Source organism: Streptomyces sp. V4I23, assembly GCF_030817975.1.
In the GTDB taxonomy this organism is placed as follows: domain Bacteria; phylum Actinomycetota; class Actinomycetes; order Streptomycetales; family Streptomycetaceae; genus Streptomyces.
On the sequence record NZ_JAUSZW010000004.1, the window covers coordinates 5,410,107 to 5,432,531 of the forward strand.

Here is a 22,425-nt window from a genome sequence, read left to right on the forward strand (position 1 = left end):
CCGTGGCGGGTCACCGGTGGGCGGGGGCCTCCTCCTCGGTGGGAGGCGCGAGGAGCCGGGCCGTACGGCGAGCGGACTCCTGCGCGCGACGGCCGCTGGTGAGCGCGCCGACGACCAGCACGCACAGGCCGCAGCCCGCGATGATCCACCAGGCGGGCCGGCTCGCGGCGACGAAGCCCTCGCTGGGCGCGGTGGCGGGGACTTTGGCGGCGAGTACGGCCCCGATGACGGCGACGCCGAGCGTCTGGCCGATCTGGCGGCTGGTGGAGGCGACGGCGGCGGCGACTCCGGCCTGGGCGCGGGGCATGCCGGCGACGGCGGTGTCGGTGATCGGCGTGTTGACCATGCCGAAGCCGAGGCCGAACAGCACGAAGCCGGTGAACATCAGCACCTGTGAGGTCTCGGCCTCGAAGGCGGCGAACAGGATTCCGCTCGCGGCCATGGTCGTGCCCGCGATCAGCAGCGGCAGGCGCGTGCCCCGGCTGCCGACGAGCCTGCCCGACAGGGGCGCGGACACGAGGGTGAGGCCCGCCATCGGCAGCATGTAGAGGCCGGTGTGCAGGGCGGAGTAGCCGCGCACGTCCTGCAGATAGAGGGTGTTGACGAAGAGGAAGCCGGCGAGCGCCGCGAACGCGCACACCGCGATGACGGTGGCCCCGCTGAACGGCGTGCTGCGGAAGAAGCGCAGGTCGATGAGGGGATCGCGGCGCCTCGGTTCGTAGAGGAGGAGGCCGGCCAGGGCCGCTGCCGAGAGCACGGCGAAGGCCGGATCGGTCTCGATGATCGCGTACGTGAGCGAGCCGAGCAGCACGATCACGAGGAGCTGGCCGACGGGGTCGACGCGGCGGGGCCGGGGAGCCCGGGACTCCGGGATGTAACGCCAGGTGAGCAGGAGGGCGGCGAGGCCGACGGGCAGGTTGACCCAGAAGATGGACCGCCAGCCCACGGAGTCGACGAGCACGCCGCCGACCAGCGGTCCCGCGGCCATGGAGATGCCGACGACGCCGCCCCAGAGACCGATGGCGCGGGCACGTTCGCGCGGGTCGGTGAAGGTGTTGGTGATGATCGACATGGCCACGGGGTTGAGCATCGAGCCGCCGACGGCCTGCACCATGCGGAACGCGACGAGCAGGTCGAGGCTGGGGGCCAGCGAGCAGAGCAGGGACCCGAGGGTGAACAGCACGAGCCCCGCCTGGAAGACCCGGCGGCGGCCGATGCGGTCGGCGGTGGAGCCGGCGAGCATCAGCAGAGAGGCGAGGACGAGGGTGTAGGCGTCGATCGTCCACTGCATCCCCGCGACGGAGGCGCCCAGCTCGTCGCGCAGGGAGGGGAGGGCGACGTTCAGGACGGTGTTGTCGAGGCTGACGATCAGCAGGCTGGTGCAGCAGATCGCCAGGATCAGGATCCGGTGCCGGCGGCCGATCTCGTCCATGGGCGCATAGTACGGCTGACTGAGGGCCGTGCCGGTGAGCGACAATGGGGCCCATGACCACGCTCGCCCCTGCCGCCGCCGCCACGCTCCGGATCGGGCCGCACACCGTGCAGCCGCCGGTGGTGCTCGCTCCCATGGCCGGAATCACCAACGCCCCCTTCCGCACCCTCTGCCGCGAGTTCAGCGGGGGGAAGGGACTGTTCGTGAGCGAGATGATCACGACGCGGGCACTGGTCGAGCGCAACGAGAAGACGATGCAGCTCATCCACTTCGACGCGACCGAGACCCCGCGCTCGATCCAGCTGTACGGAGTGGACCCGGTCACCGTCGGCAAGGCCGTGCGCATGATCGTGGACGAGGACCTGGCCGACCACATCGACCTGAACTTCGGCTGCCCGGTCCCCAAGGTGACCCGCAAGGGCGGCGGCTCGGCCCTGCCGTACAAGCGGCCGCTGCTGCGGGCGATCCTCCACGAGGCCGTGACCAACGCGGGTGACCTGCCGGTCACGATGAAGATGCGCAAGGGCATCGACGACGACCACATCACGTATCTCGACGCGGGCCGTATCGCGGTCGACGAGGGTGTCACGGCGATCGCCCTGCACGGGCGCACGGCGGCGCAGCACTACGGCGGCACGGCCGACTGGGACGCGATCGCGCGTCTCAAGGAGCACGTCCCGGAGATCCCGGTGCTCGGCAACGGCGACATCTGGTCGGCGGACGACGCGCTGCGGATGGTGCGCGAGACCGGCTGCGACGGGGTGGTCGTGGGGCGCGGCTGCCTCGGGCGGCCGTGGCTCTTCGGCGACCTGGTGGCGGCCTTCGAGGGGCGCACGGACGCCTACGCGCGGCCGTCGCTGCGCGAGGTCGCGGACGTGATGCTGCGGCACGCGACGCTGCTGGGCGAGTGGATCGGCGACGAGTCGCGCGGGGTGATCGACTTCCGCAAGCACGTGGCCTGGTACCTCAAGGGTTTCTCGGTCGGTTCGCAGATGCGCAAGAAGCTGGCGGTCACGTCGTCCCTCGACGAGCTCGGCGCTCAATTGAGCGAGCTCGATCTGGACCAGTCGTGGCCGGTGGGCGCGGACGGGCCTCGGGGCAGGACGTCGGGCAACAACCGTGTGGTGCTGCCGGACGGCTGGCTGAAGGATCCGTACGACTGCGCGGGGGTCACCGCCGACGCTGAACTGGACACTTCGGGCGGCTGAGCGCTCGTCGGCAACCTCCCGTGCCGGTCCGGATGATGGAATTCCGTCAGGTTCCCCGGCGTGATTCTCGCCACCCCTGATAGGGGGTGCGCTCAGATGAGCGATATTCGGACGGCTGCACCTTTCAAAGGGTGGCACTCAGTGCCACCCTTTTGGTCTTCGCCTCCTGGATCCTTCACTCGCTCTCCGTCCATGGTGATGGTAGAGACTGTCACTCATTGTGCTGATGGCTTCAGGACTTGAAGTTATCCGGCTGTATCTCAGGAGCCCGCGGGCACTTTCGATCTGCTGGCGGACGAGTGGTTAAGGCCGTATGACGCGCAAGTGGACGTACCGAGGTGCCTTCGATCTGGGTATGTTCCTCGCCGTCAGGGCAGCCACCGAGTCCTCGAGGAGTCGAGACCCGTGTCGGAAAACAAAGATCAGAAGTTCGTCTACGACTTCACCGAGGGCAACAAGGACCTCAAGGACCTGCTCGGCGGGAAGGGTGCGAACCTCGCCGAGATGACCAACCTCGGTCTTCCGGTCCCTCCGGGCTTCACGATCACCACCGAGGCCTGCAAGGTCTACCTCGAGAGCGGCGAGGAGCCCCCCGCGCTCCGCGACGAGGTGACCGCCCACCTCGAGGCCCTGGAGCAGTCCATGGGCAAGAAGCTCGGCCAGGCCGACAACCCCCTGCTGGTATCCGTACGCTCGGGCGCCAAGTTCTCGATGCCCGGCATGATGGACACCGTCCTCAACATCGGCCTCTCCGACGAGTCGGTGGCGGGCCTCGCCACGCAGGCCGGCGACGAGCGCTTCGCCTGGGACTCCTACCGCCGCCTCATCCAGATGTTCGGCAAGACCGTGCTGGGCGTCGACGGCGAGCTCTTCGAGGACGCCCTCGACGAGGCCAAGGCCGCGAAGAAGGTCACTGTCGACACCGACCTCGACGCCGCCGACCTGAAGAAGCTGGTCAAGCAGTTCAAGAAGATCGTCAAGGTTGAGGCCGGCCGCGACTTCCCGCAGGACCCGCGCGAGCAGATGGACCTCGCCATCCACGCGGTCTTCGACTCCTGGAACACCGACCGCGCCAAGCTCTACCGCCGCCAGGAGCGCATCCCCGGCGACCTCGGCACCGCGGTCAACGTCTGCTCCATGGTCTTCGGCAACCTCGGCCCGGACTCCGGCACCGGCGTCGCCTTCACCCGTGACCCGGCCTCCGGCCACCAGGGCGTCTACGGCGACTACCTGCAGAACGCGCAGGGCGAGGACGTCGTCGCCGGTATCCGCAACACCGTGCCGCTCGCCGAGCTCGAGTCGATCGACAAGAAGTCGTACGACCAGCTGATGCAGATCATGGAAACCCTCGAGACGCACTACAAGGACCTGTGCGACATCGAGTTCACCATCGAGCGCGGCCAGCTGTGGATGCTGCAGACCCGCGTCGGCAAGCGCACCGCCGGAGCCGCGTTCCGCATCGCCACGCAGCTCGTGGACCAGGGCCTGATCGACGAGGCCGAGGCGCTCCAGCGCGTCAACGGCGCGCAGCTCGCGCAGCTGATGTTCCCGCGCTTCGACGACACGGCGAAGACCGACCTGCTCGGCCGCGGCATCGCCGCCTCCCCGGGCGCGGCCGTCGGCAAGGCCGTCTTCGACTCCTACACCGCGGTCAAGTGGTCGCGTTCCGGCGAGAAGGTCATCCTGATCCGCCGCGAGACCAACCCGGACGACCTGGACGGCATGATCGCCGCCGAGGGCATCCTGACCTCGCGCGGCGGCAAGACCTCGCACGCGGCCGTCGTGGCGCGCGGCATGGGCAAGACCTGTGTCTGCGGCGCCGAGGAGCTGGAGGTCGACACCAAGCGCCGCCGGATGACCGTGGGCGACCAGGTCATCGAGGAGGGCGACGTCGTCTCCATCGACGGCTCCACCGGCAAGGTGTACCTCGGTGAGGTCCCGGTCGTGCCGTCCCCGGTCGTCGAGTACTTCGAGGGCCGCATGCACGCGGGCGCCGACGACGCCGACGAGCTGGTCGCCGCCGTGCACCGGATCATGGCCTACGCGGACCGGGTCCGCCGGCTGCGGGTGCGGGCGAACGCGGACAACGCCGAGGACGCGCTGCGCGCGCGGCGGTTCGGTGCGCAGGGCATCGGCCTGTGCCGCACGGAGCACATGTTCCTCGGCGAGCGCCGCGAGATGGTCGAGAAGCTGATCCTCGCCGACACCGACGACGAGCGCGCCGAGGCCCTGCGGGCCTTGCTGCCGCTGCAGAAGAAGGACTTCGTCGAGCTGTTCGAGGCGATGGACGGGCTGCCGGTGACGGTGCGTCTGCTCGACCCGCCGCTGCACGAGTTCCTGCCCGACATCACCGAGCTGTCGGTGCGCGTCGCGCTCGCCGAGGCCCGCAAGGACCCGCACGAGAACGACCTGCGTCTGCTCCAGGCCGTGCACCGGCTGCACGAGCAGAACCCGATGCTGGGTCTGCGCGGTGTACGCCTCGGCCTGGTCATCCCCGGCCTGTTCACCATGCAGGTGCGGGCGATCGCGGAGGCCGCGGCCGAGCGCATCGAGGCCAAGGGCGACCCGCGCGCGGAGATCATGATTCCGCTCGTGGGCACGGTCCAGGAGCTGGAGATCGTCCGCGACGAGGCCGAGCAGGTCATCGCGGAGGTGCAGGCGGCGACGGGCGTCGAGCTCAAGCTGGCGCTCGGCACGATGATCGAGCTGCCGCGCGCCGCGCTGACCGCCGGTCAGATCGCGGAGGCCGCCGAGTTCTTCTCCTTCGGCACGAACGACCTCACCCAGACGGTGTGGGGCTTCTCGCGGGACGACGTGGAGGCGAGCTTCTTCACGGCGTACCTGGAGAAGGGCATCTTCGGGGTGTCGCCGTTCGAGACGATCGACAAGGACGGTGTGGGCTCGCTCGTGCGCAGCGCGGTGGCGGCGGGCCGGGCCACGCGCCCGGACCTGAAGCTCGGCGTGTGCGGCGAGCACGGCGGTGACCCGGAGTCGGTGCACTTCTTCCACGAGGTGGGCCTGGACTACGTCTCCTGCTCCCCGTTCCGCATCCCGGTGGCCCGCCTCGAGGCGGGCCGGGCGGCGGCCCAGTCGACGGGCAGCGACTCGCGCTGACGCGGGGCGGTGCTCGGCCGATGGCGTCCGAGCACCCCACGCGTCCGAGCGCGGACACATACTTCCGGGGCCGTCATCCGGGAGCGGGGCACGAAAACCCGCAGTCCGGAACCTCGACCCTCACCGGCGTCCCGGTGACGGTCCCGGAACTCCAGCGGAAGGGGCAGGCGCCCTGTGCGAGGCGCCTGCCCCTTCCGCGTTGTCCGTCCGACCGCTTCGACCGCCGAGAGCTGACCGCCGAGCGGCTTGCCTCCGCCGAGGGCTGACCTTCGGGCCGCTCGCATCCGAGAAGCGCGGTCCGTGCCGCAGGGATCCGCCCCTGCTGACCACTCGTTCAGTTGAATTTCGTACGTCCAACGGGAATCGAATTCCCGTCATTCTCCGCACGAAGAAACCGGCGGAGAGCGGCCGGCGGATCCCCACCCGCCGACCGCACTCCATTACCCGTGCCGGACACGGAGCCGCAACCTCCGCCACCGCCGCCGGACGCGAAGGCCCCCCACGGTCCTTGCTGCGTCACATCGGTGAAGTAGGTTTCATGCCCGACGCCGTACAGCCTTTCGGTTGCCCCCGTGCTCCCGCGAGGCGTTTCAACTGTGGCTGAAACACCGTGGTAACAACCTGTGATTGCATGCATATCTCAGTGGTGGGGGCGATTGCAGGTGCAACAAGTGGGGGTTCGGTGCTTCGAATTCATTTCAATGCGGACGACCTGGCGAAAGTGCGTATGGCCGCCAGGCCCGACGCGTTGTGGGAATCCATTCTCAGTTTTCACCGATTGCGCGACCGCAGAGGCGCACTCACCTTCGGTGAATGGCGCTCCGAAGCCCGCGCCCGGTTGAAGGGTGAAACACGCCTGCTCGCCCAGCTCGTGCCGCCGCGGGGCTATTTCCCCGACTTTCTGACGCCCGCTGAGGGCCGTGACGGCCTCGAAGCCGGGCTGGAGGCGCTCCGCGCCACTCCGCCCGCTCGGCTGCACACCGAGCTGGCCCTCGCGGTCGCCCACCGCTCGCCGCTGCGCGTGCTGCCCGCCCGGCTCCTCGCCCTCGCCGAGGGCCGCGCGGAGGCCGTCGCCCGTCTCGTGGCCGCCCTGCGCGCCTACTACCGGTCCGCCGTCGAGCCGTACTGGCCCCACATCCAGGCCCGCGTCGAGGCGGACCGCGCCGTGCGCGGCCGCGCGCTGCTCGACGGGGGCGCGGGAGAGCTCCTCGCCTCGCTGCCGCCCGTACTGCGCTGGCGTGCCCCCGTGCTGGAGGCCGACTACCCGGTCGACCGCGAACTGCGCCTGAACGGGCGGGGAGTGCTGCTCCAGCCGTCGTTCTTCTGCCGCGGCACACCGGTCGTGCTGCGCGACGCCTCGCTGCCGCCGGTGCTCGTCTACCCCGTCTCGCACGGGGCCGAACCGGCCTTCGGCGAGTCGGCCGGCCCCTCCCTGGGCCGCCTCGTCGGCCACACGCGCTCCGCCGTGCTCCAGGCCATCCGCAACGGCTGCACCACCAGCGAACTGGCCCGCAGGGCAGGGGTCTCCCTCGCCTCCGCGAGCCAGCACGCCGCGGTCCTCCGCGAAGCCGGACTCGTCGTGACCCTGCGCCACGGCAACGCGGTCCTGCACACGCTCACCCCGCTGGGCGCCGCCCTGCTGCGCGGCGGCGCCTGTGCGGAGCCCTCGGGGGCGGGCGGCGGGTCCTGACCGGCCCTGAGCCGCCGGACACCCCCGAGCCCTACGCGCGGAACGGTCCGGTCACCTCGTAGGTGATGCCGCCCGAGGAACTGCCCGTGGTGCCGCGCTGGCTGGAGAAGTACAGCCGGCGCCCGTCGGGCGAGAAGGCCGGGCCGCAGATCTCCGACCCGGACTGCCCGGTGATCCGCAGGAACGGCGCGACGACGTCGTCCGGCGTGATCACGCAGATCTCCATGTTGCCGCCGTCCTCGGCGACGAAGAGGTCGCCGGAGGTTGCCCCGGTCACGTTGTCGACACCGGTCAGCGGGGCGCCGCCGCCGACGACGAGGGAGTCGTCGTAGGCCAGCTCGTAGGTGCTGTTGAGCAGGTTCAGCTGCCACAGGCGGTTGTCGCCCTTGGTGGTGAACCACACGGTGTCGTTGGCGTAGTGGCAGCCCTCGCCGCCGTTGAACAGCTTGGCGCCGGACACCTGGTCCCGGGTGGGGGTCGGGGAGCCGTCGGGGTCCGGCACGGTGGCCCATGTGAAGGAGCCGGAGGTGCCCGTTCCGGCCTTGAGCACCTGGAGGGTGCCGGAGGACAGGTTGCCCCAGGTGGTGGGGACGAACCGGTAGAGGCAGCCGTCGGACGCGTCTTCGGTCAGGTAGATCACCTTGCGCACGGGGTCGGCCGCGGCGGCTTCGTGGTTGAAGCGGCCCATCGCGTCGCGGCGTACAGCGGCGTTCACGCCCCACGGGTCCGTCTCGTAGACATAGCCGGTGCTGACCTCCTCGCAGGACAGCCAGGTGTTCCACGGGGTCGCGCCGCCCGCGCAGTTGCGGTTGGTGTCGGACAGGATGCGGTACGCGCCGGTGATCACGCCGGTCGAGGAGAACTTCACGGCGCTCGCGCCGCCGGTGGAGGAGATCTCCGAGTTGGAGACGTAGATCCAGCCGCTGCCGTCCGCGAAACAGGCGCCGCCGTCCGGGGCGTTGTGCCAGACGTACGACGTGGAACCGACCCTCTGGCCGGACCGGGCGATCACCCGGCTGGTGAACCCGGACGGGAGCTGGATGCCGTTCGCGTCGGCCGCACCGAGCGCCCCGTACGGGCCGGCGCCGGGCTGCGCCGGAGCCGCGGACGCGGCGCCCTGCCACAGGGTGAAGCCGAATGCGGCGGCCGACGTGCCGACGACCGCGCCACGCAGGAAACTACGACGTTCCACTTGTCACTCCAGGGAGGGGATGACCGCCCCGTGGTGCCGGCCGGCGCCACGGGGTCGCGCAGTCGGAGAACCTAGGAGGGGTGAATTGACGCCACGGCAACGGACAGTGACACGGAGGCGTCGACTCCAGGGAGTACCGGCGCGTTCGTTCCCGGCCGTCACAGGAGCCCCAGGAGATGGCCGGAACTTTTCCGCGCCCGAGCGATGAGTACGGACCACCGTCCCCGTCTACCCCTTCGAACACACCGCACGGCGGAGCACCCGACGAGAGCGCACGAGAGAGAGACGGCCATGCCCCAGATGATCTTCGTGAACCTGCCCGTGAACGACCTGGAGACCAGCAAGGCCTTCTGGAGCAAGCTCGGCTACTCCTTCAACCCGCAGTTCACCGACGAGAACGCCGCGTGCCTGGTCATCAGCGACACCATCTACGCGATGCTGCTGACCAAGCCCCGGTTCAAGGACTTCACCAAGAAGGAGATCGCGGACGCCGCCGGCTCCACCGAGGTGATCCTCGCGCTGAGCGCCGAGAGCCGGGAGAAGGTCGACGAGTTCGTGGACGCGGCCCTCGCCGCCGGCGGCTCGCCGGCCAACGACCCGCAGGACTACGGCTTCATGTACGGCCGTTCCTTCCAGGACCCCGACCACCACCAGTGGGAGGTCATCTGGATGGACGAGGAGGCCGCCAAGAAGGCCATGGCACAGGGCGAGTGACTTGGGCGGGGGAGGCGGCGGGCCGGTCGTGACGGACGCGTCACGACCGTCCCGCCCGCTGGTACAGCCCCGGTGTCACGCCGAAACAGCGCACGAACCACCGGTGGAAGTGGCTCTGGTCGGTGAATCCCACCGCGACGGCCGCGTCCGCCGCCGGCGTACCGGCCGCCAGCAGCCCGCGCGCCCGGCGCAGGCGCACCAGCCGCTGCCAGTCCGCGGGTGACATCCCGTACTCGGCCCGGAAGGCCCGGTACAGGGCGAACCGGCTGCAGCCCGCCGCCTCGGCGAGCGCCTCGGCCGTCACCTTCTCCGCGTACGCCTCCTCCAGCAGCGCCCGTGCCCGGCGCGCCGCGAACCGGGCCGGGCCGTCGCGTCCCGGGACGCGTGCCCGCGGCGGGCGTGCCGTGCCACGGGCGACCATGGCGGTGACCGCCGCCGTCAGCCGCTCGTCGCGCACCAGGGGGTCCGCGTCGCCGACGAGCGCGGTGTGCAGCCGCAGCAGGGCCTCGCGCAGCACCGGGTCGCTCAGCGCCGGCTCAGGGAACAGCGGCATGACCGCCCGCCCGCCGGCCATGTCCGCCAGCACCTCGCGCACGACATCGGGGCCGATGTGCACGATCCGGTACTGGTACCCGAGGTCGGCCGCCGCCCGCCCGTCGTGCGGATCGTCCGGGTTGAACGCCATCACCATGCCCGCGCCGCTGGTGTGCGCGCCGCCCCGGCAGCTGAAGCGCTGGGCGCCCGCCTCGGTGATCCCGAACGAGTACGCGTCATGGCTGTGCGGGTGGTAGACGTGGTCGAAGAAGTGGGCGTGCATGGCCTCCAGCGGACGGTGCGGGTCGCGCCAGTAGCGTGCCCATCCGTCGCCGTGCGTGCCCGGTGAGCCGTGAGCGGTGTCCACCCCCTCATTGTGGGGCCGCACGAATGTACAAGACGGGAGAGGGCGCGACGGGCGACGCTGGGCCCATGAACTCGGCGAAGACGGCGCACCCGGTCAAGGGCGAGGACAACCCGTATCTGCTGCTGACGGTGACGATGGTGCTGTGGGGCAGCGCCTTCAGCAGCTCCAAGGTGGTCGTGGAGCAACTGCCCCACGGTGTCGCGGCGTTCCTGCGCTTCGGCGGCGGCGCGCTCGCCCTGCTGGTCGCCGTGCGCCTCTTCGGCCGGCGCGGCGCACGGGTCGCCCCGCGCGACCGGGGGAGGGCGGCGCTCGCCGGGCTGCTCGGCGTCTTCGCGTACAACCTGAGCTTCTTCTGGGGGCTCTCACTGGCGCCCTCGATGGATGCCGGCGTGATCGTCCCGGTCATGAGCCCGGTCCTGACGACCGCGTTCCTGCTGCTCACCCGCAGGGAGTCGGCGTCGCCCGCGCGTATCGCGGGGCTCGGCCTGGGCGTGGTGGGCGCGGTGGTCTTCTTCGTCGGAGCGGGCACCGGCGGCGGGGGCGCGACGCGGCTGACCGGGGATCTGCTGTTCCTGCTCAGCGCCGTCTGCTGGGCCTCGTACACGCTCGCGGGACCGCGCGTGCTGGCCGGCATCGAACCGCTGCGGGCCACGACGTACGCGACCTGCGCCGGAGCCGTGGCCCTCGGCCTGTTCTCGGCTCCCGAGCTGGGCGACGTGAGCTGGGGCGAACTGCCCGCCGGGACATGGCTGAACGTGGTGTTCCTCGCCGTCGGGCCGACGGCCCTCGCCAATCTCCTCTATTACCGCGGAGTCGGCGCGGTCGGCCCCGCCTCGGCCTCCGTGATGATGTTCCTGGTGCCCGTCCTCGGCAGCTCGGCGGCCGTGGTCTTCCTGGGCGAGTCCTTCGGCGCCGTCCAGGCGGCCGGCGCCGTGGTGCTGCTCGCCGGCGCGGTGCTCGCCGTCACCCAGGGGCGCCTGCCGGGCCGCCGGGGCCCGGCAGGAGGGGGTGGTGCCGCTCACGCGTCGCGAAGAGTCAGGGCAGTGACAGACGACGCGTGAGCGGAGCCGGGTGTGCCCGCCGTCAGTGGAGGCGGACCTCGTAGGCGGTCACCGAGACCGTCTCGTCGTCCAGGCAGCGCCCGGACTCCAGGTCGAACCGCTGCTTGAGCAGCGGGGAGGCGACGAACGGCCGGCCCGCCGCCGTGCCGATCAGGCCGCGCGCCAGCACCTGCGCGCCGGTGAACGGGTCGCGGTTGTCGATCGCGTACGGCACGCCGTCACGGTCCAGGAACAGCCCGGCCTGACGGCCGTCCGGCAGCAGGGCGGCGACCCCGCGGCCCGGCGTGAGCCGGGACAGCGGGCACACGGCCAGCCACTCGTCGCCGATCCGGAGCTGGATCTGCGTGTCCGTCGACAGCTGCGTCTTCTCAGGGGCGATGGTCATCGGGCGGCAGTACCTTCCAGGGCTTCGTCCAGGGGACGGATGGACAGCAGCGGCAGGTCGGGCTTGACCTGATCGCGCTCGGGCACGAACTTCACCGTCGGGTCCGGCACGTCGGGCGCGTTGACGAACGACACGAACCGCAGCAGCCGCTCCGGGTCGTTCAGCGTCTCGGCCCACTCGTCGCGGTAGCCGGCGACGTGGTCGGCCATCAGGGACTCCAGCTCGGCGCAGATGCCCAGCGAGTCGTGCACGACGACGTCGCGCACATGGTCGAGGCCGCCCTCGATCCGCTCCAGCCAGGTCGAGGTGCGCTCCAGCCGGTCGGCGGTGCGGATGTAGAACATCAGGAACCGGTCGATGAGCCGGACCAGTTCGGCGTCGGACAGGTCCTGCGCCAGCAGGTCGGCGTGGCGCGGGGTCGCGCCGCCGTTGCCGCCGACGTACAGGTTCCAGCCGTTGGCCGTGGCGATCACGCCGAAGTCCTTCGACTGGGCCTCCGCGCACTCGCGCTGGCAGCCGGAGACCGCCGACTTCAGCTTGTGCGGGGATCGCAGGCCGCGGTAGCGCAGCTCCAGGTCGATCGCCATGCGGACCGAGTCCTGCACGCCGTAGCGGCACCAGGTCTGTCCCACACAGGACTTCACGGTCCGCAGCGCCTTGCCGTACGCGTGCCCGGACTCGAAGCCCGCGTCCACCAGCCGCCCCCAGATCTGCGGCAGCTGGTCGACCCGCGCGCCGAACAGGTCGATGCGCTGGCCGCCGGTGATCTTCGTGTAGAGGCCGAAGTCGCGGGCCACCTCGCCGATGACGATCAGCTTCTCGGGGGTGATCTCACCGCCCGGGATGCGCGGCACGATCGAGTACGAGCCGTTCTTCTGCAGGTTGGCGAGGAAGTGGTCGTTGGTGTCCTGGAGCGCCGCCTGCTCACCCTCCAGCACGTAGCCGGAGGCGCCGATCGTGGGCGCCAGCGAGGCGATGATGGAGCCGACGGCCGGCTTGCAGACCTCGCAGCCGTTGGTGCCGCGCGCCGCCTCCCGGCCGTGCCCGTCCAGCAGCTCCTGGTACGAGGTGATGCGCAGGACGCGCACGATCTCGTACAGCTCCTGGCGGGTCTGGGCGAAGCAGCCGCACAGGCCCTTGTCGACCTCGACGCCCGCGGCCTCCAGCTCGGCGTTGACCAGCTGGCCCAGCACCTTGACGCAGCTGCCGCAGCCGGTGCCCGCCTTGGTGCACTTCTTGACCTCGGGGACGGTGGTGCAGGAGTGCTCCGTGACGGCGCCGCGGATCGTGCCCTTGGTGACGTTGTGGCAGGAGCAGACGACCGCGTCGTCGGGCAGGGCGGCCGGGCCGAGTGCGACCGGCGCACCGGAACCCGCGGGCAGCACCAGCTGCTCGGGGGAGATGGGCGGCACGGAGCCGGTGAACGCGCGCAGCGTGCCGTACGCCTCCGCGTCGCCCACGAGGATGCCGCCGAGCAGCGTGCCCTCGGGGTCGATGACGAGCTTCTTGTAGACACCGGCGCGGGAGTCCGAGTAGACGACGTCGAGGCAGCCGTCGGCCGCGCCGTGCGCGTCGCCGAAGGAGGCGACGTCGACGCCGAGCAGCTTCAGCTTGGTGGAGGTGTCGGCGCCGGTGAACGAGGACACCTCGCCCTCCAGCGCGGCCGCCGCGGTCTCGGCCATCTCGTAGCCGGGCGCGACCAGTCCGTAGACCCGCCCGTCCGAGGCGAGCGCGCACTCGCCGATGGCGAACACGGCCGGGTCGGAGGTGCGGCACTGCTCGTCGACGACGATGCCGCCGCGCTCGCCGACGGCGAGACCCGCGTCGCGGGCGAGCTGGTCCCTGGGCCGTACGCCCGCGGAGAAGACCACGAGGTCGGTGGGGAGGACCGAACCGTCCGACAGGGCCATGCCGTTCACGGCGCCGTTCTCGCCGGCGGTGACCTCCTGGGTGCCGACGCCGGTGTGGACGGTGAGGCCCATGTTCTCGATAGTGCGCAGCAGCGCGGCGCCGCCGCCCTCGTCGACCTGCACCGGCATCAGGCGCGGCGCGAACTCCACGATGTGGGTCTCCAGGCCCAGCCCCTTGAGCGCGCCCGCGGCCTCCAGGCCGAGCAGACCGCCGCCGACGACCGCTCCGACGCGGGCCGTCTTCGCGTACTCCTCGATCGCGAGCAGGTCCTCGATGGTGCGGTAGACGAAACAGCCCTCGGCGTCCTTGCCGGGCACCGGCGGGACGAACGGGTACGAGCCGGTCGCCAGCACGAGCGTGTCGTACGAGAGGGTCAGGCCGGAGCGCGCGGTGACCGTGCGGGCGGCGGTGTCGACCGACTCGGCCGGGTCGCCCAGGTGCAGTTCGATGCCGTGCTTCTCCATGAAGCCGTCCTCGACCATGGACAGGTCCTCGGGCGTGTTCCCGGAGAAGTACGAGGTGAGGCGGACTCGGTCGTAGGCCGGGCGGGGTTCTTCGCACAGCACGACGACCCGCGCCCGGTCGGTGACGCCACGGTCGGCGAGGGCCTCCAGGAATCGCTGGCCGACCATGCCGTGGCCGACGACCACGATGGTGGGGGTGATCGCGGGGGTGGACATCGCAGCCATGTTCAGAGGCCTCCATCATTGGTGAGCAGGTGGAGCAGGGGCACGGAGTCGGGAAGGGCCTCGTCGCCCTCCCAGGCCCGGGCGAGTGCGCCGACCGAGGCGAGATCCCCGAGCAGCACTCCGCCGACGAGTCGGTCCCCGCGGACGACGACCTTGCGGTACGCGCCGCGGGTGGCGTCGGCGAGCTGGACGACGTCGTCGCCGGGACGGGGGGTCGGGTCGCCGAAGGCGGCGAGGTCGAGCGGGCTCGTCGCCGAGGCGAGCGTGAGACGGGTCAGGGCACGGGTGCCGGTGTAGCGGGCGGTGGCGCCGGACCTGAGCACCGACGCGAGGACGTCGGCCTGTTCGAGCGCCGGGCCCGCGAGTCCGTGGACCACGCCGTTGTGCTCGGCGCAGTCGCCGATGGCGTGGATGTACGGGTCGGAGGTGCGCAGCTCGTCGTCGACGACGATGCCGCGGCGCACCGTGAGCCCCGCGTCCGCCGCGAGCCCGACCCGGGGGCGTACCCCGCAGGCCAGCACCACGAGCTCGGCGTCGAGGGCGAAGCCGTCGGCGAGCACCACGGCGCTGACCGCCTCGTCGGCGTCGGTGCGCAGTCCGCGCACCCGGCACTCGGTGTGCACCTCGACGCCCATGGCCTCCAGGTGGCTGCGCAGCAGCGTCGACGCGGAGACGTCGAGCTGGCGTTCCATGAGGTGCTCGCCCTGCTGGGCCAGCACCACCTTGGCGCCGCGCTCGGCGAGCGCCCGGGCCGCGGAGACGCCGAGCAGCCCGCCGCCGACGACGACGGCCCGGGTGCCGGGACGGACGGCCCGCGACAGGGCCTCGCAGTCGTCCATGGTCCGGAAGGGGTGCACGCCCTCGGGGAGGCCGGGGCCGATGCCGCGCAGTGGCGGCAGCACCGGGTTGGAACCGGTCGCGAGGACCAGCCGGTCGTAGCCGACCTCCGTGCCGTCCGCGCAGTGCACGAGCCGGCGTTCGCGGTCGATGGACGTCGCCCGCACGCCGCGCCGCACAGGCACCTCGGGCAGGGCGATCACCTCGGGCCCGTACCGCCCGGCGAGCACCTCGGCGAGCAGCACCCTGTTGTACGGGGCGTGCTGCTCCTCGCCGATGACGGTGACGCGGGCGCCCGCGCCCAGCTGCCGCGCGAGCCGCGCGCCTGCCGTCCCGCCGCCGATCACCACGATGTCCGAAGTCATGCAAGCAGCGTGCGTCGTCGGTGTTACCCGGCAGGTTCCCTTCTGTTTCCCGTGAGGAACGCTGCCCTCAGCGGGGGCGCCGGGCGGGTGTGAGGGGCCGTCGCTCACAGGCGGCTGCGCACCGGTCACCGAAAGCTCAGGGGACGCTCAAGAAACAGAAGCTCGTTGGACGGTGCACGCACCCCCTCCGTAGGGTCGCCACCGTGCCCGACATATCACTGACCATGCTGGTCGCCCTGTGTCTCGCCGCCGCCGCGGCCGGCTGGATCGACGCGGTGGTGGGCGGCGGGGGACTGCTGCTCCTGCCCGCCCTGCTGCTCGGACTGCCGAACGTCTCGGCCGCCAACGTCCTCGGCACCAACAAGGCCGTCGCGATCGTCGGCACCACGGGTGCGGCCGTCACCTATGTACGCAAGGCGCCCGTCCAGGTGAGAACCGCCGTGCGGATCGGGCTCGCGGCCGTCGCGGGCTCCATGGGCGGCGCCTTCTTCGCGGCCGGGATCAGCAGCGACGTCCTGCGCCCCGTGATCATGGTCGTGCTGCTCGGGGTGGCGGCCTTCGTGATGCTGCGGCCCACGTTCGGGACGGTGACCGACGAGGCGCGGCGTCGCGTGAGCCGGGCCCGCACCGTCGCGGCGATCGTCCTCGTCGGCGGCGGCATCGGCTTCTACGACGGCCTGTTCGGGCCGGGCACCGGCACCTTCCTGGTCCTGGCGCTGACCGCCGTGCTCCACCTGGACCTGGTGACCGCCTCCGCGACCGCCAAGATCGTCAACGTCTGCACCAACGCGGGCGCGCTGGCGATGTTCGCGTACCAGGGCACCGTGCTGTGGCAGCTGGCCGCGGTGATGGCCGTCTTCAACCTGGCCGGCGGCATGATCGGCGCCCGCATGGCCCTGAGGAAGGGCAGCGAGTTCGTGCGCGGTGTCCTGCTCGTCGTCGTCTTCTCCCTGGTCGCCAAGCTCGGCTTCGACCAGTGGAGCGCGTAGGACGGGCCCTCCTCAGGAGCGGGCGGCGGTCTCCGCGAAGACGGCGTTCGCGCGCTCGGTGATCTGCAGCAGGACGCGGGCGGCGACGGCCAGGTCCTCCTCGGGGACGGTGCCGTAGACGCGGGGCGCGACCTCGGCCGCGAACGCGGCGAGCCGGGACTGCAGGGCCCGGCCGTCCTCGGTGAGCTGTATGCGGTCCTCCGCCGAGGCGGACGTCCCGACCAGGCCGGATCCGGCCAGCTCCGCCAGGGCCTTCAGCGCCTCGCTCTCGCCGATCTTCGCGGTGAAGGCCATCCGCTCCACGATCGCCCGGCGCGCGGCCGTGCCGCCCTGGGCGGCCAGGGTGTTCAGCGCGATGGAGTGGAAGAAGGTGTTGCCGGTGCGGGCCAGCTCGCGCTCCAGCAGGGCGCGGGCGGCGTAGTGGGCCTGGCCGAGTATCTGGCTGTTCAGCAGGGGTGCGGCGGACATGGCTGCTCCTGGAGGGCTCGACGAAGGTTCGACGGAGGGCGCATCGGGTGCGCCCGGGAGTAATAACGTACATGGCTACTATGTCCATGGCTAGCTTTTTCTGTCGCGCCCCGCCTCGCCCGGTCGCACCCCGATCAGGTGCGCGTACGCCACCACGTTGCCCTGGTAGCCCGTCTTCTCCGAGAAGCCCCCGCCACAGGTGATCACCCGCAGTTCGGCGCGGTCGCTGGGGCTGTAGACCTTCTCGTCGGGGAACGCGTGCGCCTCGTAGACCTCGATCGCGTCGATGGTGAACACCGCGGTCCGGCCGTCCCCCCGCGTGATCTCGATCCGGTTGCCCTTCTTGAGCGCGCCGAGTTCGTAGAAGACGGACGGGCCCTCGGCGTTGTCCACATGGCCCGCGACGATCGCCGTGCCCTTCGCGCCCGGCGCGGTGCCGTCCTCGTACCAGCCGGCGAGATTGCGGTCGGCGGTCGGCGGCGCCTGGAGGCTGCCGTCCCGCGCCAGACCGAGACCCCTCACCGGGGCGTCCACGTCGATTACGGGGATGCGCAGTCGCAGCGGCGGGGAGGCGGGAAGGGGATCGGCGGCCGCGTCGGTGTGCTGGTCGGGACCGGCGGCGAACGCCTCGGCGGCCGACGGCATCGGCGGGGTCACGTCCCGCGCGCCGTTCTGAATCAGCCACAGGCCCGCGCACACGGCCAGGACGACACCGAGGCCCTTGGCCCTGGTGCTCAATCTCTCCTCCGGAAGGTGGTGGGGAGCCGGATACGGCTCGCACCCCGCCCCCGTCGGCTCGGGGCCGGACGGGAGCGGGGGCTCGGGCGGTGCGGGATCCGGTAGAACCGGCCCGTCAGCTGTCCTGCGCGCCGCTCGCCCGGCGACGCAGGAGCAGGGTCCCGCCGACGGCGGCCGCGGCGATGATCGCCGTGCCCGCCGCGATCTGGGTGGTGTCCGGTCCGACGCTGCCGCCGACACCGGTCCTCACATGGCCGCTCGGGCCGCCGTGACGGATGGTCACGTCGCCGTGGGCCTCCTTGCCGTTCTTGCACCGGACGCCGATCTCGTACGTCCCGGGCCGGGCGTCCTCGGGCACCGTGAACTGGCCCACCGCGAGCTCCTTGTGCGTGCCCGGCGACAGCTTGAACTCGCCCGCGCCCAGATCCCGCGCGTCGCCGGTGCCGCGCCCGTTCCTGCCGCAGGCCTCGGTGCTGACGGTGACCGTTCCGCCCGGTTCGGCCGTCGACGGGTGGACCTCCAGGGAGCCGGAGTCCCCGGCGAAGGACGCCGGGGAGCCGAGACCTGTCGAGGCGATGACCAGCGCGGAGCCGGTCGTCAGGCGGGCGATCCTGCGCATGGGGGTCCTCCGGGAGCGCGTAATGCGTGGGTCCTCTGTTTCGAGGAAAGGGCCGGGCCGCGCCGCATGCCTGCTGATGACACATCAGATTCACCGGCCCGGAGCGGCGTGTCGTGCTGGACGCGGGGCGTTGCGGCAGGTCATCGCGGGTGATGGCGCATTCGGATGCCGTGCGCTCCGGACGGTGCCGAACGGGTGACCGTGTATGGGCGCTTGACCTCAACCAAGCTTGAGGTACCACGCTCTTCCCCATGGACCTCACCACGCATGAGAACACGACCGTCACCCCTGCCGACCGGGCCCCGCTGAAGCTCGCCGTCATCGTCGGGAGCAACCGCGAGGGACGCTTCGGGCCCGTCGTCGCCGACTGGTTCCTCTCCCGCGCCGCCCGTCGCGAGGACTTCACCGTCGACCTCGTCGACCTCGCCGAGACGGACCTGCCCACGTCCCTGTCCTACAAGCCGTCGCCCGCCGTCACCGCCGAACTCGCCAAGGTCACGCCCCGGCTGGCCGCCGCCGACGCCTTCGTCGTCCTCACCCCCGAGTACAACCACTCCTTCCCCGCCTCCCTCAAGTCCCTCATCGACTGGCACTTCGGCGAATGGCAGGCCAAGCCGGTCGGCTTCGTCTCCTACGGCGGCATGTCCGGCGGGCTGCGCGCCGTCGAACAGCTGCGTCAGGTCTTCGCAGAGCTCCACGCCGTCACCGTCCGCGACACGGTCTCCTTCCACAACGCCGGCGCCCACTTCGACGACGAGGGCAACCACCGCGACCCCGCCGGCCCCGACGCCGCCGCCAAGACGATGCTCGACCAGCTCGCCTGGTGGGGCACCGCACTCCGGTCCGCCAAGGCCGCGCACCCCTACGCGGCCTGAGGAGCGGCCCGGCGTCGCGGGCGGGCGGCGCGAGGGGCCGGGAGGTGCGTACCGTGGCGGGCACGGGCCCCGTCCCCGTGCCCCAGTCGCCTACCGAAGGAGCCCCGCCGTGGAGCAACAGCCCGCCGCGCCTCCGCTGCTCGCCGTGCTGACCACCACCGACAGCGCCGAGAAGGCGCACGAACTCGCGCAGGGCGCGGTGGAGGCAGGACTCGCCGCCTGTGCGCAGGTCTCCGCGCCGGTGACCTCCGTGTACCGCTGGCAGAACGCCATCGAGCGCGCCGAGGAGTGGCAGATCCTCTTCAAGACCACCCCGGCCTGCTACGACGCCCTGGAAGCACACCTGACCGCCGCGCACGACTACGACACCCCGGAGATCATCGCCCTCCCGGTGGTGCGCGCGGGCGCCGCGTACGCGGCGTGGGTACGGGCGGAGACGAAGACTCCGTGACCGAGCAGCTGCCCCTCTTCGTCTACGGCACCCTGCGGCCCGGCGGGCACAACCACGACCTGTTCCTCGCCGGGCGCACGTCCGCCGAGGAGCCCGCGACACTGCCGGGCGCGCTGCTGTACGACGGACCGGGCTACCCGTACCTGGTCGAGGACGTGCGGGAGGGCGGCGCCGTCGCGGGCGCGTGCGTGACCCCCGCGCCCCGCGAGTACGCCCGCCTGCTGAGGACGCTCGACCAGCTGGAGGACTTCGTCGCCCCCGGCCACCCGCGCAACATGTACGAGCGGGTGGCCCGCGAGGTGATCCTCGCGGACGGCACCGCGACACGCGCCTGGGTCTACGTCGCCGCCGACGGCCTGGCCCGCGACCTCGCGGCACGCGGGCGGCGCATCGCGGGCGGCGACTGGTGCGGCCGTGCGGGAGCGGCGGGGGTGTGAACGGGAGCCGGTCGGCCGGTCGGGCGGCCGGTTGTCCGCGGACCGCGCGCACGGTGGCCGGTCAGGCGGCCGGTTCCACGCGGACCGCGCACACCTTGAACTCCGGCATCCGCGAGGTCGGGTCGAGCGCCGGGTTGGTCACGGTGTTCACCCGGCCCTCGCCGGGCCAGTGGAACGGCATGAACACCGTGTCCGGCCTGATCCCGTTGGTGATCCGGGCCGGCCCCACCGCACGCCCACGCCGCGAGACCACCGCCACCGGGTCGCCGTCCGCGGCGCCGATGCGCTCGGCCAGCTGCGGATGCAGTTCCACGAACGGGCCCGGCGCCGCCGTGTTCAGCTCGTCGACGCGGCGCGTCTGCGCTCCCGACTGGTACTGGGCGACGACCCGACCGGTGGTCAGCAGCACCGGGTACTCGGCGTCCGGTTCCTCGGCGGCGGGCCGGTGCGCCACGGGCACGAACCGCGCCCGCCCGTCGTCCGTGGCGAACCGGTCGAGGAACAGCCGCGGCGTCCCCGGATGGACCTCCGCCCCGTCCTGCGACGCGGGCGCGGGGCACGGCCAGAACACCCCGTCCTCCTCGGCGATCCGGCGGTAGCTGATCCCCGAGTAGTCAGCGGGCCCGCCCGCCGACGCCCGGCGCAGCTCGTCGAAGACCTCCTCCGGGTCGGACGAGAAGCCCTTCTCGTGACCCAGCAGCCCCGCGAGGGCGCCGAGCACCTGAAGATCGCTGCGCACGCCGGGCGGCGCGTCGACCGCGCGGCGCCTCAGCAGCACCCTGCCCTCCAGGTTCGTCGTCGTGCCGGTCTCCTCCGCCCACTGCGTCACCGGCAGCACCACGTCCGCGAGCGCGGCGGTCTCCGACAGCACCACGTCCGCCACGGCCAGGAAGTCCAGCGACTTCAGCCGTTCCTCGATGTGCGCGGCGCGCGGCGCCGACACCACCGGGTTCGAGCCCATCAGCAGCAGCGACTTCACGTCCGTGCCGAGCGCGTCCAGCAGCTCGTAGGCGCTGCGCCCCGGGCCGGGCAGCGCCTCGGGCGCCACGCCCCACACCGCGGCGACATGGGCCCGCGCGGCCGGGTCGTCCAGCTTGCGGTAGCCCGGCAGCTGGTCGGCCTTCTGGCCGTGCTCCCGGCCGCCCTGCCCGTTGCCCTGACCCGTCAGGCAGCCGTAGCCGGACAGCGGGCGGCCGGCCCGGCCGGTGGCCAGGCACAGGTTGATCCAGGCGCTGACCGTGTCCGTGCCCTTGGACTGCTGCTCGGGTCCGCGCGCGGTGAGCACCATGCCCGTGGGCGCGTCGCAGAACATCCGTACCGCCTCGCGCAGCTGGGGCACGCCGACGCCGGTGAGCCGCTCGACCAGCTCCGGCCAGTGCGCCATCGCCGCGGCGCGGGCGTCCGCCCAGCCGCTCGTCCGCTCCTCGATGAACTGCTCGTCCGTCCTCCCCTCGGCGACGACCAGGTGCAGCAGCCCGAGGGCGAGCGCCAGGTCGGTGCCGGGGCGGGGCGCCAGATGGAGGTCGGCCTGCTCGGCGGTCCGCGTGCGCCGCGGGTCGACGACGATCAGCGTGCCGCCGTTCTCCTTCAGCTCCGTCAGGTACCGCAGCGCGGGCGGCATGGTCTCGGCGAGGTTGGAGCCGACGAGGATCACGCACCCGGTCCGCGGGATGTCCTCCAGCGGGAACGGCAGGCCGCGATCCAGACCGAACGCCTTGTTGTGCGCGGCGGCGGCCGACGACATGCAGAAACGGCCGTTGTAGTCGATCTGCGAGGTGCCGAGCACGACCCGGGCGAACTTCCCCAGCGTGTACGCCTTCTCATTGGTGAGTCCGCCGCCGCCGAAGACGCCCACCGCGTCCGCGCCGTGCGTGTCCCTCGTGCGGCGCAGCCCGTCGGCGATCGTACGCAGAGCCTCCTCCCAGGTGGCCGGCTCGAGCCGGCCTGTGGCGTGGGATCGGATGAGCGGCTCGGTCAGGCGCACCCGGGAGGAGAGCAGGGCGGGGGAGGTGCGGCCCTTGCCGCACAGCGCCCCCCGGTTCACGGGGAAATCGGGGCGTTCCACCACCTCGACGACCGCATCGGCCGCCTTGCCGCCGCGCAGATTCATGCCGCACTGCAGGGCGCAGTAGGGACAGTGGGTCGGGATGGTCTCGTCGCGCATGACGCCCAGCGTGGAACATCCGTGTTACGTCGGCGGGCGCGGCGCATTACAAGCGGGGTACGCCGCCCTCCGCGCGCGCCGCCGTCCCCGGTGAGGCCGGGGGCGCCGACGCGCCACTGGCGGGGCGCTGACACGCGGCGTCGCGGCACGCTCGCATCCGCGTCCCCGGCGCGCGAGAGTGAGCC

General features: G+C 71.9%; 19 protein-coding genes. 9 read left to right on the forward strand and 10 right to left on the reverse strand.

Going from position 1 to position 22,425, the window contains the following annotated elements:
* Window positions 1-10: 10 nt before the first annotated feature.
* Window positions 11-1,432 (reverse strand): MFS transporter, encoded by a 1,422-nt coding sequence (locus QFZ82_RS26835; RefSeq protein WP_307715593.1) that lies wholly within the window; start codon window positions 1,430-1,432, stop codon window positions 11-13.
* A 53-nt stretch (window positions 1,433-1,485) separates the two neighbouring features.
* On the opposite strand from QFZ82_RS26835, the gene dusB reads away from it, so the two are divergent.
* The 3 genes from dusB to QFZ82_RS26850 all read left to right on the forward strand — a co-directional run bounded on the left by dusB (window position 1,486) and on the right by QFZ82_RS26850 (window position 7,444).
* Window positions 1,486-2,640: a tRNA dihydrouridine synthase DusB gene (gene dusB, locus QFZ82_RS26840; RefSeq protein ID WP_307715594.1), complete on the forward strand. Its 1,155-nt coding sequence runs from the start codon at window positions 1,486-1,488 to the stop codon at window positions 2,638-2,640.
* Between the two features lie 405 nt (window positions 2,641-3,045).
* Window positions 3,046-5,754 (forward strand): pyruvate, phosphate dikinase, encoded by a 2,709-nt coding sequence (gene ppdK, locus QFZ82_RS26845; protein ID WP_307715595.1) that lies wholly within the window; start codon window positions 3,046-3,048, stop codon window positions 5,752-5,754.
* A 682-nt stretch (window positions 5,755-6,436) separates the two neighbouring features.
* Window positions 6,437-7,444, forward strand: a complete 1,008-nt coding sequence (locus tag QFZ82_RS26850) for a helix-turn-helix domain-containing protein (protein WP_307715596.1) — start codon at window positions 6,437-6,439, stop codon at window positions 7,442-7,444.
* Window positions 7,445-7,475: 31 nt separating this feature from the next.
* Here QFZ82_RS26850 and QFZ82_RS26855 read toward each other — a convergent pair whose 3' ends face one another.
* Window positions 7,476-8,636: an alkaline phosphatase PhoX gene (locus QFZ82_RS26855; protein ID WP_307715597.1), complete on the reverse strand. Its 1,161-nt coding sequence runs from the start codon at window positions 8,634-8,636 to the stop codon at window positions 7,476-7,478.
* A gap of 291 nt (window positions 8,637-8,927) precedes the next feature.
* Here QFZ82_RS26855 and QFZ82_RS26860 point away from each other — a divergent pair, with 291 nt between their 5' ends.
* A complete protein-coding gene (locus tag QFZ82_RS26860; protein ID WP_307715598.1) occupies window positions 8,928-9,350 on the forward strand; it encodes a VOC family protein in 423 nt (140 codons plus the stop codon).
* Between the two features lie 40 nt (window positions 9,351-9,390).
* Here the strand turns inward: QFZ82_RS26860 and QFZ82_RS26865 are convergent, their stop codons facing one another.
* Window positions 9,391-10,167 (reverse strand): AraC family transcriptional regulator, encoded by a 777-nt coding sequence (locus tag QFZ82_RS26865; protein WP_307717852.1) that lies wholly within the window; start codon window positions 10,165-10,167, stop codon window positions 9,391-9,393.
* A 149-nt stretch (window positions 10,168-10,316) separates the two neighbouring features.
* On the opposite strand from QFZ82_RS26865, the gene QFZ82_RS26870 reads away from it, so the two are divergent.
* The gene (locus QFZ82_RS26870) at window positions 10,317-11,312 is read left to right on the forward strand and encodes a DMT family transporter (protein WP_307715599.1); all 996 of its coding nucleotides are present in this window, start codon (window positions 10,317-10,319) and stop codon (window positions 11,310-11,312) included.
* A 22-nt stretch (window positions 11,313-11,334) separates the two neighbouring features.
* Here QFZ82_RS26870 and nirD read toward each other — a convergent pair whose 3' ends face one another.
* From nirD to QFZ82_RS26885, 3 genes are read right to left on the reverse strand one after another with little or no spacing between them, the layout of a single operon-like run.
* Complete coding sequence (gene nirD, locus QFZ82_RS26875) at window positions 11,335-11,697, reverse strand: nitrite reductase small subunit NirD (RefSeq protein WP_307715600.1); 363 nt, start codon at window positions 11,695-11,697, stop codon at window positions 11,335-11,337.
* A complete protein-coding gene (gene nirB / locus QFZ82_RS26880; RefSeq protein ID WP_373429329.1) occupies window positions 11,694-14,297 on the reverse strand; it encodes a nitrite reductase large subunit NirB in 2,604 nt (867 codons plus the stop codon). Before nirB ends, nirD begins: the two co-directional genes overlap by 4 nt.
* Window positions 14,298-14,299: 2 nt before the next feature.
* Entirely contained in the window at window positions 14,300-15,499 is a 1,200-nt protein-coding gene (locus QFZ82_RS26885) for an NAD(P)/FAD-dependent oxidoreductase (protein WP_307715601.1), read from the reverse strand.
* 203 nt (window positions 15,500-15,702) lie between these two features.
* Between QFZ82_RS26885 and QFZ82_RS26890 the strand changes: the two genes are divergently transcribed.
* On the forward strand, window positions 15,703-16,488 hold the full coding sequence (locus tag QFZ82_RS26890; RefSeq protein ID WP_307715603.1) for a TSUP family transporter: 786 nt from the start codon (window positions 15,703-15,705) through the stop codon (window positions 16,486-16,488).
* Between the two features lie 12 nt (window positions 16,489-16,500).
* On the opposite strand, the gene QFZ82_RS26895 is transcribed toward QFZ82_RS26890, so the two are convergent.
* From QFZ82_RS26895 to QFZ82_RS26905, 3 genes are all read right to left on the reverse strand, one after another.
* Window positions 16,501-16,956, reverse strand: coding sequence for a hypothetical protein (locus QFZ82_RS26895; RefSeq protein ID WP_307715604.1), 456 nt, complete (start codon window positions 16,954-16,956; stop codon window positions 16,501-16,503).
* Window positions 16,957-17,046: 90 nt separating this feature from the next.
* On the reverse strand, window positions 17,047-17,694 hold the full coding sequence (locus tag QFZ82_RS26900) for a class F sortase (RefSeq protein ID WP_307715605.1): 648 nt from the start codon (window positions 17,692-17,694) through the stop codon (window positions 17,047-17,049).
* 115 nt (window positions 17,695-17,809) lie between these two features.
* Window positions 17,810-18,313: a hypothetical protein gene (locus QFZ82_RS26905; RefSeq protein ID WP_307715606.1), complete on the reverse strand. Its 504-nt coding sequence runs from the start codon at window positions 18,311-18,313 to the stop codon at window positions 17,810-17,812.
* Window positions 18,314-18,564: 251 nt separating this feature from the next.
* Between QFZ82_RS26905 and QFZ82_RS26910 the strand changes: the two genes are divergently transcribed.
* The 3 genes from QFZ82_RS26910 (at window position 18,565) to QFZ82_RS26920 (ending at window position 20,076) form a co-directional block, all read left to right on the forward strand.
* Window positions 18,565-19,188: an NADPH-dependent FMN reductase gene (locus QFZ82_RS26910; RefSeq protein WP_307715607.1), complete on the forward strand. Its 624-nt coding sequence runs from the start codon at window positions 18,565-18,567 to the stop codon at window positions 19,186-19,188.
* A gap of 109 nt (window positions 19,189-19,297) precedes the next feature.
* Complete coding sequence (gene cutA / locus QFZ82_RS26915) at window positions 19,298-19,639, forward strand: divalent-cation tolerance protein CutA (RefSeq protein ID WP_307715608.1); 342 nt, start codon at window positions 19,298-19,300, stop codon at window positions 19,637-19,639.
* Window positions 19,636-20,076: a gamma-glutamylcyclotransferase family protein gene (locus QFZ82_RS26920; RefSeq protein ID WP_307715609.1), complete on the forward strand. Its 441-nt coding sequence runs from the start codon at window positions 19,636-19,638 to the stop codon at window positions 20,074-20,076. The genes cutA and QFZ82_RS26920 overlap by 4 nt, the downstream gene beginning before the upstream one ends.
* A gap of 61 nt (window positions 20,077-20,137) precedes the next feature.
* On the opposite strand, the gene QFZ82_RS26925 is transcribed toward QFZ82_RS26920, so the two are convergent.
* Window positions 20,138-22,240 (reverse strand): molybdopterin oxidoreductase family protein, encoded by a 2,103-nt coding sequence (locus QFZ82_RS26925; RefSeq protein WP_307715610.1) that lies wholly within the window; start codon window positions 22,238-22,240, stop codon window positions 20,138-20,140.
* Window positions 22,241-22,425 lie beyond the last annotated feature (185 nt).

What these genes read in the sequence shown, in the direction of transcription:
- QFZ82_RS26835 (WP_307715593.1), bottom strand. Translation starts at nt 1,432, where the DNA reads ATGGACGAGATCGGCCGCCGGCACCGGATCCTGATCCTGGCGATCTGC.
- dusB (WP_307715594.1), top strand. Translation starts at nt 1,486, where the DNA reads ATGACCACGCTCGCCCCTGCCGCCGCCGCCACGCTCCGGATCGGGCCG.
- QFZ82_RS26860 (WP_307715598.1), top strand. Translation starts at nt 8,928, where the DNA reads ATGCCCCAGATGATCTTCGTGAACCTGCCCGTGAACGACCTGGAGACC.
- QFZ82_RS26865 (WP_307717852.1), bottom strand. Translation starts at nt 10,167, where the DNA reads ATGCACGCCCACTTCTTCGACCACGTCTACCACCCGCACAGCCATGAC.
- QFZ82_RS26870 (WP_307715599.1), top strand. Translation starts at nt 10,317, where the DNA reads ATGAACTCGGCGAAGACGGCGCACCCGGTCAAGGGCGAGGACAACCCG.
- nirD (WP_307715600.1), bottom strand. Translation starts at nt 11,697, where the DNA reads ATGACCATCGCCCCTGAGAAGACGCAGCTGTCGACGGACACGCAGATC.
- nirB (WP_373429329.1), bottom strand. Translation starts at nt 14,297, where the DNA reads ATGGCTGCGATGTCCACCCCCGCGATCACCCCCACCATCGTGGTCGTC.
- QFZ82_RS26885 (WP_307715601.1), bottom strand. Translation starts at nt 15,499, where the DNA reads ATGACTTCGGACATCGTGGTGATCGGCGGCGGGACGGCAGGCGCGCGG.
- QFZ82_RS26895 (WP_307715604.1), bottom strand. Translation starts at nt 16,956, where the DNA reads ATGTCCGCCGCACCCCTGCTGAACAGCCAGATACTCGGCCAGGCCCAC.
- QFZ82_RS26905 (WP_307715606.1), bottom strand. Translation starts at nt 18,313, where the DNA reads ATGCGCAGGATCGCCCGCCTGACGACCGGCTCCGCGCTGGTCATCGCC.
- QFZ82_RS26910 (WP_307715607.1), top strand. Translation starts at nt 18,565, where the DNA reads ATGGACCTCACCACGCATGAGAACACGACCGTCACCCCTGCCGACCGG.
- QFZ82_RS26925 (WP_307715610.1), bottom strand. Translation starts at nt 22,240, where the DNA reads ATGCGCGACGAGACCATCCCGACCCACTGTCCCTACTGCGCCCTGCAG.